A 7302-nucleotide genomic window follows, 5' to 3' on the forward strand; every position below is an offset into this window, starting at 1 on the left:
CCGGCTGTCGCGCTATGTCCGCTTCCCCCACTTCCCCCATCGTCGATTTCCACGCCTACCCCGATGCCAACGGCCATTTCGGCCGCTATGGCGGAAGTTTCGTCGCCGAGACCCTGATCGGGCCGTTGCAGGAGCTGGCCGCCGCCTATGACCAGGCACGTCGCGATCCGGCCTTCATCGCCGCCTATGACAAGGACCTGACCCACTACGTGGGCCGTCCCAGCCCGATCTACCATGCCGAGCGCCTGAGCCAGCAGGTCGGCGGTGCGCAGATCCTGCTCAAGCGCGAGGACCTCAACCACACCGGCGCGCACAAGATCAACAACACCATCGGCCAGGCGCTGCTCGCCGCGCGGATGGGCAAGAAACGCATCATCGCCGAGACCGGCGCAGGCCAGCATGGCGTGGCCAGTGCCACCGTAGCCGCACGCCTGGGCCTGGAATGCGTGGTCTACATGGGCGCCACCGACATCGAGCGGCAGAAGATCAACGTTTACCGCATGAAGCTGCTCGGCGCGACCGTCGTACCGGTCACCTCCGGCTCGGCCACCCTCAAGGATGCTCTCAACGAAGCCATGCGCGACTGGGTCACCAACGTGCGCGACACCTTCTACATCATCGGCACAGTGGCCGGCCCGGATCCGTATCCCCGCATGGTGCGCGATTTCAACGCGATCGTCGGCCGCGAAGCGCGCGCGCAGATGCTCACCGATTACGGCCGCCTGCCCGACGCGATCACCGCCTGCGTCGGTGGCGGCAGCAATGCGATCGGCCTGTTCCACGCGTTCCTCAACGATCGCGACGTGCGCATCGTCGGCGCCGAAGCGGCCGGCGATGGCATCGAGACCGGCCGTCATGCCGCCTCCATCGCGGCCGGCCGCCCGGGCGTGCTGCATGGCAACCGCACCTATGTGATCTGCGATGACGACGGCCAGATCACCGAAACCCATTCGGTCTCGGCTGGCCTCGACTACCCGGGCGTCGGCCCGGAGCACGCCTTCCTGGCCGATGCCGGGCGCGCCGAGTACGTGGGCATCACCGATGACGAAGCGCTGGCCGCGTTCCACCAGCTGGCGCACAGCGAAGGCATCCTGGCAGCGCTGGAATCCAGCCATGCGGTGGCGCAGGCGATCAAGATCGCCCGCGAGCTGCCGCGCGACAAGCTGGTGCTGTGCAACCTGTCCGGCCGCGGCGACAAGGATGTACACACCATCGCTGCGCGCGAGGGTCTGGTGCTGTGAATCCGCTGCTGCGCCAGGGAAGTGCGCTGCTGATGGTGGTCGGCCTGACCGGATGCACGCCGCCGGATCCGCCGGTGCTGCCGGCACCTGCCGCAGCGGTCGGTGCGGTCGCACCGGCGCGGCAACGGGCCAGCAATGACGATGACATCGCCAATCGCCCGATCGAGGACGAGCCGGCGCCGCCTGCCACGGCGGAGGCCACCGTGGCTGACGAGGCCGCCCCTTCGGTGGTCTCGGTCGCGCTGGATCATGCAGGCGATGTGCTGATCGGGCAGCGCTTCACCGAGCTCGCCGCCGATGGCCCCTGGCATTCGGCCGGGCTGAGCGAGGGCGAGCCGAGCGGTGCCTGCGAGTACTACGAGCGGGGCAACCTGCCCGAGGGCGTGTCGATGATGGTCGAGGACGATCACGTGCAGCGCTTTGAACTGGCCCCGATCGAGGATTCCTACGAGGCCATCACCCAGCCGGGGCCGTTCGGGCTGCGCCTGGGCATGACGCTGGATGAAGCGCTCAAGCGCTTGCCGCCGGGAAGTACGCGCGCACCGCATGCCTATGACCCGGAAACGGGCGAATACCTGACCTGGCAGGACCCCGGCTCGGATCTGGCGATCCGGCTGGAGATCTTCGACGGGGTGATATCGAAGCTGTACTGGGGCGCCAGTGGCGCCGTTGAACTGATTGAAGGATGTGCCTGAGATGTCCGTGGACCGTATCGATGCCTGTTTTGCCCGCCTGCGCGATGAAGTTCGCAAGGCGCTGATTCCCTTCATCACCGCTGGTGACCCTGGCCTGGACGCCACCGTGCCGGTGATGCACGCCCTGGCGGCTGCCGGTGCGGACGTGATCGAACTGGGGGTGCCGTTCTCCGACCCGATGGCCGACGGCCCCACCATCCAGCGCAGCTCCGAGCGCGCGCTGGGCCGCGGGGCAGGGCTGCGCTACGTGCTGGAAACGGTCGCAGCCTTCCGGCGGGACGATGCCACCACCCCGGTGGTGCTGATGGGCTATCTCAACCCGATCGAGATCCATGGCACGGCCCGCTTCGCGCAGTCGGCGATCGCCGCGGGCGTGGACGGCATCCTGCTGGTCGACCTGCCGCCGGAAGAAGCCGCCGAAACCCGTGAGATCTTCACCGCGGCCGGTCTGGCGCTGATCCTGCTGGCCTCGCCGACCACGGCCGACGCTCGTCTGGATACCTTGTCCGCGATGGCCGAAGGCTACCTCTACTACGTCAGCTTTGCCGGTGTGACCGGCGCATCCGAACGCCTGGACAGCAGCGCCGCCAGTGCCCGCCTGCGCGACCTGCGCAGCCGCTCCAGCGTGCCGGTGGTGGCCGGCTTCGGGATCAAGGATGCGGCCAGTGCGGCGGCCATGGCCGTGGAGGCCGATGGCGTGGTGGTGGGCAGTGCGCTGGTGGCCGCATTGGGCGAGGCGCCCGATGCCGCGGGCGCAGCACGGACCGCGCAGGCATTCCTCACGCCGCTGCGACGCGCTCTCGACGCCGCCTGAAGCACGCAAACGTACGTACCAGAATGGTTTACGTCAGCCCCCCGGCAACCGCCGGGGGGTGCCCGAGCATGGAAACGGTGAGCTAGACTGTCCGCCTTTGCGGCCCCCGGGCCGCCCTGAACGGAAGTAGCATCCCGCATGAGTTGGCTCAGCAAGTTGATGCCGTCTGGCATCCGCACCGACAACGTCCCCAGCAAGAAGCGCAGCGTCCCCGAGGGCCTGTGGGAGAAGTGCAGCAGCTGCGGCAGCGCGCTCTACCGTCCTGAGCTGGAAGAGAACCTGGAAGTCTGCCCCAAGTGTGGCCACCACATGGCCATCCGCGCGCGTGCGCGCCTGGCCGCGTTGTTCGATGCGGACAGCACCACCGAGATCGGTGCGCGCCTGGGGCCGACGGACCTGCTCAAGTTCAAGGACCAGAAGAAGTACAGCGAGCGCATCAAGGCCTCGCAGAAGAACACCGGTGAGTACGACGCCCTGATCGCCATGCAGGGCCTGATGAAGGGCCGCCCGCTGGTCGCCTCGGCGTTCGATTTCGCCTTCATGGGCGGCTCGATGGGCTCGGTGGTCGGTGAGCGTTTCTCGCTGGCCGCGGAAAAGGCGCTGGAGATCGGTGCGCCCTACGTGTGCTTCTCCGCCAGTGGCGGCGCGCGCATGCAGGAAGGCCTGTTCTCGCTGATGCAGATGGCCAAGACCTCGGCCGCGCTGGGTCGCCTGCGCGATGCCGGCCTGCCGTACATCTCGGTGCTGACCCATCCGACCACCGGTGGCGTGTCGGCTTCGTTCGCGATGCTGGGCGATATCAACATCGCCGAGCCGCAGGCACTGATCGGCTTCGCCGGCCCGCGCGTGATCGAGCAGACCGTGCGCGAAAAGCTGCCGGAAGGGTTCCAGCGCTCGGAGTTCCTGCTCGAGCACGGTGCGATCGATCAGATCTGCGACCGCCGCGAGATGCGCGACCGCCTGTCGGAGCTCCTGGCCATGCTGGCGCGTCAGCCCGCACCGGCACCGGATGCGGCGGCCTGATGGCGTCGCGCAAGTATTTCGGCACCGATGGCATCCGCGGCAAGGTCGGTGAGGGCGTCATCTCCGCCGATTTCGTACTGCGCCTGGGCAATGCGCTCGGGCGTGCGCTGACCGAGCGCAACGGGCACCGCCCGGTGGTGGTGATCGGCAAGGACACCCGTATCTCCGGCTACATGTTCGAAGCCGCACTGGAAGCCGGGCTGGTCGCCGCCGGCGCCGATGTGCAGCTGCTCGGCCCGATGCCGACGCCGGCGGTGGCCTTCCTCACCCGCACCCTCGGTGCGGATGCGGGCATCGTCATCAGCGCCTCGCACAATCCGCACTACGACAACGGCATCAAGTTCTTCTCCGCCGATGGCGAGAAGCTCGATGACGCCACCGAGCTGGCGCTGGAAGCCGCGCTCGATGCGCCGTTCACCACGGTCGAGTCCGAGCGGCTGGGCAAGGCCATGCGCGCGCGGGATGCGGTCGGCCGCTACATCGAATTCTGCAAGGCCAGCGTGCCGCGCGGGTTCGATCTGCGTGGGCTGAAAATCGTGCTCGACTGCGCGCACGGTGCCACCTACCACGTCGCCCCGCTGCTGTTCCGCGAGATGGGCGCGCAGGTGGTCAGCATCGGGGATGCACCCAACGGGCTGAACATCAACGATGGCGTCGGCTCGATGCACATCGACAATCTGGCCGCGAAAGTGCGCGAAGTCGGCGCTGATTTCGGCATCGCCTTCGACGGTGATGGCGATCGCGTGCTGATGGCCGATGACCAGGGCAATCCGGTCGATGGCGATGACCTGCTGTTCGTGCTGGCCCAGGCCTGGCAGCGCAGCGGTCGCCTGCATGGCCCGGTGGTCGGTACGTTGATGACCAACTTCGGCCTGGAGCAGGCGCTGGAACGGCTGAACATCCCGTTCCAGCGCAGCAATGTCGGTGACCGGTACGTGCATCAGGCGCTGGTCGAAAACAACGGTGTGCTCGGCGGCGAAGCGTCCGGCCATCTGCTGTGCCTGGACCGCGCCACCACCGGTGATGCGATCGTCAGTGCGCTGCAGGTGCTGGAAGTGCTGCGCCGTGACAGCACCTCGCTGCGCCAGGTGCTGTCGGTACTCAACAAGGTGCCGCAGAAGACCGTCAACGTCCGCCTGCAGGGTGCGGCCAAGGCCACCGTACAGGCCGAGAGCGTGCAGGCTGCGCTGCTGGCTGCACAGCAGGCAGTGAAGGGGCGCGGCCGCGCGTTCCTGCGGCCCTCGGGCACCGAGCCGGTGGTGCGTGTCACCGTCGAGGCCGACAGCGCCGAGTTGATGCAGTCCACGCTGGACAGCCTCTCGGCGGCGGTGAAGGCGGCGGCCGCGGCCTGAGCCGGGCAGCGAGGCCGGAAACTGGAAACGCCCCGGGAAACCGGGGCGTTTTCGTTGCGGCGGGGTAGCGCGTTACGGCCCCGGCACCATCTTCTTTTTCTTCGCCTTGAAGCGGTTGAACAGCGGCGCGATCAGCGGGTGGTAACTGTAGGCGATGCGCTTGCGCAGCCAGCTCGCCGGGCGGTTGCGGATCGCGAAGCGGTAGATGTGTTCTGGATCGCCACCGACCACGTTGCGGCCGAACGGATGGGTGGTATGCAGGTACTTGAAGCCGTGCGCCCGCGCGATCTGCACATAGTCCTCGTCGAAGTCGCCGTACGGCCAGCACAGGGTGTCCGAGACCTCGCCCAGCTGCTGCTGCAGGACGTCGCGCGCCACCGACAGGTCGCCGGCGATGCCCTGGCGCTTGTGCTCGCGGGAGATCGCCTGCCTGAGCCAGCGGGTGTGCGTGTGCGTGTGGCAATGTACTTCGAAGGTGCCGGCGGCGATCATCGCGCGCGCCTCGCTCCAGCGCATCATCACCTCGTCCGGGCGGTTGTCGCGCAGGATCGCCTCCTCGCAGCCGCGATGGTCCGGTGTCGCGGGCAGGGTGGCGCCGGGCTGGCCCGCATGCGGGCGGACATCGCCTTCGCCCATCCAGCCGGTCACCACGAACACGACCGCGTGCATGCCGTACTTGGCCAGGATCGGATGCGCGTACACCCAGTTGTCCAGGTAACCGTCATCGAAGGTGATCACGATCGACCTGGCCGGCGTCGGCTTGCCCGCGAGGAAATCCGCGTACTGGTCCAGCGTCAGCGAGGTCCAGCCATTGGCCGCCAGCCAGGCGATCTGGCTTTCGAAGTTTTCCGGCGAGACCGTGATCATCCCCGGGGACGGGGAGACATGGTGGTGCATCAGCACCGGGACGGATCTAGCGTTGGCCATGGCCCAGTTCCTTCAACCACTGGTGGTAATAGTGTTCGGTCGCTTCAGTGTGACCGGTCGGGGTGAATCGGTGCGCGCTGCGCATCCATTCCCAGCCCGCCAGGCCCATCTGCTGGCGGCGGTCGGGCTGTTCGATCAGGGTACGCAGTGCGTTGGTCAGCGCGGCCTGGTCGCCCAGCGGCGCGAGCAGGGCATTGCTGCCTTCCACCACCATCTCCGGCACGCCGCCCACGCGCGTGGCCACGATCGGCACGCCGACGTAGGCCGCCTCGAGGAACACCGTGCCGGCCGCTTCCTTGTGGGTGGCCAGCGCGAAGATATCGAAGCCGGCCATCAACCGGCAAGCGCCCTGGCGGTAACCCAGCAGGTGCACCTGCGCGGCGATGCCGAACTGCTCGCGCAGGGCGATCAGGCGATCCATCACCGGCTGGCCATCACCGACGATCACCAGCTGCACGCGCGGGTTGGCCTGGCAAAGTGGCGCCATCGCCTTGAGCAGCTCCAGGTGGCCCTTGGGTTCGCGCAGCACTGCGACACAACCGACCACGATCTGCTCGTCGCTGAAGCCCAGTTCGGCGCGCACGTCGGCGCGGGTGTCCTGCAGGCACTGCCACGGGTCGCGCTTGGCGATCTGCGACCACTGCGGCGGCACCGCGATCGGCGGGACGATTCCCACGCGCGCATCGTCGATGCCGCGGCTGACCATCAGTTTTTTGACGAAGCTGCTCACGGTCATCACCCGGTGGGGCAGGCCGGTGTAGGTCAGCAGCGAGTTGATCGGGCTCATCAGGTGGCGCGAACGCACCACCAGCGGCGTGCCGCCCAGGCGGGCGCCGGCGGCGGCAATCAGGCTGTCCCGGCGGCTGGTGGTGTTGACCACGTCATAGCCATGGCGACGTACCAGGCGCGAGACCGACCAGATGCCGCGCAGCATGCGCAGCAGGCCGCCCATCCTGAGCGCGTGCACGGTGAAGCCGGCTTCGCGTGCCATCTCGCCCAGCCGCGCGCCGGGCTGGCACAGCAGCGAGACGTCATGGCCGCGATCGCGCATGGCCAGCATGTGGCGGTAGATGTAGATCTCCTGCCCGCCAAATCCCTTGGCAGCCTCGGTATGGAGAATTTTGGTTCTTCTCCCATCTGAGGGGAGAAGGCGCACGGCCGACCAGCTAGATTTGTAGTTGTCGAGAAAACAAACCGAGGCCGGCCGTGGCCAAGCTGGATTGTATGCCGTTGCTGGGAGGCTGGGCGGG

General features: G+C 67.7%; 7 protein-coding genes. 5 read left to right on the top strand and 2 right to left on the bottom strand.

What is annotated here, in order from left to right:
- Nucleotides 1–14 precede the first annotated feature (14 nt).
- The 5 genes from trpB (at nt 15) to glmM (ending at nt 5125) form a co-directional block, all read left to right on the top strand.
- Nucleotides 15–1241: a tryptophan synthase subunit beta gene (gene trpB / locus NJD74_RS02585; protein ID WP_019182666.1), complete on the top strand. Its 1227-nt coding sequence runs from the start codon at nt 15–17 to the stop codon at nt 1239–1241.
- Nucleotides 1238–1936: a hypothetical protein gene (locus tag NJD74_RS02590; protein WP_102788062.1), complete on the top strand. Its 699-nt coding sequence runs from the start codon at nt 1238–1240 to the stop codon at nt 1934–1936. The genes trpB and NJD74_RS02590 overlap by 4 nt, the downstream gene beginning before the upstream one ends.
- Nucleotide 1937: 1 nt before the next feature.
- On the top strand, nt 1938–2750 hold the full coding sequence (gene trpA, locus NJD74_RS02595) for a tryptophan synthase subunit alpha (RefSeq protein ID WP_102788061.1): 813 nt from the start codon (nt 1938–1940) through the stop codon (nt 2748–2750).
- 138 nt (nt 2751–2888) lie between these two features.
- Nucleotides 2889–3773, top strand: a complete 885-nt coding sequence (accD, locus tag NJD74_RS02600) for an acetyl-CoA carboxylase, carboxyltransferase subunit beta (RefSeq protein WP_070470925.1) — start codon at nt 2889–2891, stop codon at nt 3771–3773.
- Complete coding sequence (glmM, locus tag NJD74_RS02605) at nt 3773–5125, top strand: phosphoglucosamine mutase (RefSeq protein ID WP_102788060.1); 1353 nt, start codon at nt 3773–3775, stop codon at nt 5123–5125. Before accD ends, glmM begins: the two co-directional genes overlap by 1 nt.
- A gap of 72 nt (nt 5126–5197) precedes the next feature.
- Here the strand turns inward: glmM and NJD74_RS02610 are convergent, their stop codons facing one another.
- Complete coding sequence (locus NJD74_RS02610; RefSeq protein WP_102788059.1) at nt 5198–6052, bottom strand: polysaccharide deacetylase family protein; 855 nt, start codon at nt 6050–6052, stop codon at nt 5198–5200.
- Nucleotides 6039–7208: a glycosyltransferase family 4 protein gene (locus NJD74_RS02615; protein WP_319623611.1), complete on the bottom strand. Its 1170-nt coding sequence runs from the start codon at nt 7206–7208 to the stop codon at nt 6039–6041. Before NJD74_RS02615 ends, NJD74_RS02610 begins: the two co-directional genes overlap by 14 nt.
- Between the last annotated feature and the right edge of the window lie 94 nt (nt 7209–7302).

It is taken from the genome of Stenotrophomonas sp. RG-453, from assembly GCF_033843685.1.
Classification (GTDB): Bacteria; Pseudomonadota; Gammaproteobacteria; order Xanthomonadales; family Xanthomonadaceae; genus Stenotrophomonas; species Stenotrophomonas bentonitica_A.

Coding starts and splice junctions, on each gene's coding strand:
- trpB (WP_019182666.1), top strand. CDS start 15: ATGTCCGCTTCCCCCACTTCCCCCATCGTCGATTTCCACGCCTACCCC.
- trpA (WP_102788061.1), top strand. CDS start 1,938: ATGTCCGTGGACCGTATCGATGCCTGTTTTGCCCGCCTGCGCGATGAA.
- accD (WP_070470925.1), top strand. CDS start 2,889: ATGAGTTGGCTCAGCAAGTTGATGCCGTCTGGCATCCGCACCGACAAC.
- glmM (WP_102788060.1), top strand. CDS start 3,773: ATGGCGTCGCGCAAGTATTTCGGCACCGATGGCATCCGCGGCAAGGTC.
- NJD74_RS02610 (WP_102788059.1), bottom strand. CDS start 6,052: ATGGCCAACGCTAGATCCGTCCCGGTGCTGATGCACCACCATGTCTCC.